The organism is Rhodopseudomonas sp. BR0C11 (assembly GCF_010820945.1).
Taxonomy (GTDB): domain Bacteria; phylum Pseudomonadota; class Alphaproteobacteria; order Rhizobiales; family Xanthobacteraceae; genus Rhodopseudomonas; species Rhodopseudomonas palustris_H.
Map to the genome: position 1 here is coordinate 1 of NZ_QTKI01000650.1, position 1,639 is coordinate 1,639.

Below are 1,639 nucleotides of genomic sequence, written 5' to 3' on the forward strand. Positions count from 1 at the left end.
CTGGTTGCGGTATGTGCGCTTGCGCTCACCCAGCCCGCTGCTGCGCAATTGTTCAGCGATCGGCCGCCGCCGGTGCCGCCGGCTTCGGTGCCGGAGCCGCCGGCCGGCGGAGCGATCAGTCTGGCGCCGCAGTCCGGTCCCGCGGCGGCCCCGAATCTTCCCGGCGCACTGACGCAGCCGCCCGTCGCCGCGGTGACGCCGCCGCCGATGTCGCCATTGCCGCCGGCCGCTGCGCCGGCTCCGCCGCAGGGGATGCTGGCACTGGCCGCGCGCTACGGCAAAGACCAGCCGGTGATCAACAGCGGCCTGGTGTGGCGGGTGTACTCCGACAAGCCGGACGAAGGCGGCGCGATCAAACTGATCCGTGAGGATCACGGCGCGACGCCGAACATTCCACTGCCGCCCGGCAACTACGTGGTGCATGTGGCGCTGGGTCTGGTCAGCGCAGTGCGGCCGGTGACCGTGAAGTCCGACGCCGAGCGCGAGAACTTCGTGTTGCCCGCCGGCGGCCTGCGCATCGAAGGCAAGGTCGGCAGTTCGCGTATTCCCTCCAACCAGATTTCGTTCACGATCTACAAGGGCAGCCAGTTCGACAACGCGCAGCGCGCGCCGCTGCTGCCGAGCGTTGCGGCCGGTGACGTCGCGCTGGTGCCGGAGGGCACCTATTACATCGTCTCCAATTACGGCGACGCCAACTCGGTGGTGCGCTCCGACATCCGCGTCCAGGCCGGCAAGCTCACCGATGTCACCATCACGCATCGCGCTGCGGTGATCACCTTGAAGCTGGTCAGCGAGAAGGGCGGCGAAGCGCTCGCCAATACCTCCTGGTCGGTCCTGACGCCGGGCGGCGACGTCATCAAGGAGTCGATCGGCGCCTTCCCGCGCGTCGTGCTGTCCGAAGGCGAGTACCGCGCCATCGCCAAGAACGAAGGCAAGGTGTTCGAGCGCGGCTTCAACGTCGTCAACGGCGTCGACGGCGAAGTCGAAGTTCTGGCGCGCTGATATCGCGCGCCGGATGCACGCGTAAAGTGATGGATTTCGTCATTCGCGGCGGCCGTGTGCGGACTGTCACAATGGTGAATGCGAAATAACCATCGGGCGACTTAAAACCTTCATATTCAAGCCTTTGCGCCTTGTCGGCGGCTGCGTTTACATCGTCTTAATCGGGAATAGTTCGACTGCACCGCAGTTCTCATCCGCGGGGCGCTTCTCGTGTCGGCTGCCGTCACACAAGTTTCCGAAAATTCGACCAGTCAGCTTGCTGCCGACCTAACCGTCCTGCAGCGCAAGTGGTACGCCGCGATTCAGCCGGGACAGTCGCTGCCGAGCTACGAAGAGGTGATGTTGGGGAGCCTGGGGCGGCTTGCCGATCATCTGGTGCTGCTGGAGATCGACGGCGAAACGCCGGAGGTGTCGCGCACCGGCCGGTATGCGCAGCAATGGCTCGGCGACGAGCGCTGGGACATTCCGCTCGACGCGCTGTCGCCGGACTGCGGCACCGCGCTGGCGCAGGCGGCTTCGGGCGCGCTGCAGAACAAGCGTCCGCATCTCGGCACCGCGCATTGCGTCCGCGACGGGATTGTCCAGCGCTATACGCTGCTGGCGCTGCCGACCGCCTCGCGCTGGGGCGGTACACTGG

General features: G+C 66.4%; 1 protein-coding gene and 1 pseudogene. Both read left to right on the plus strand.

Going from position 1 to position 1,639, the window contains the following annotated elements:
* Positions 1–1,002, plus strand: a 1,002-nt coding sequence (locus tag DYI24_RS26210; protein ID WP_164574384.1) for an RgsD C-terminal domain-containing protein, incomplete at its 5' end; no start/stop codon positions are given.
* Between the two features lie 210 nt (positions 1,003–1,212).
* Positions 1,213–1,639: pseudogene (locus tag DYI24_RS26215) on the plus strand (GGDEF domain-containing protein); the annotation flags it as partial.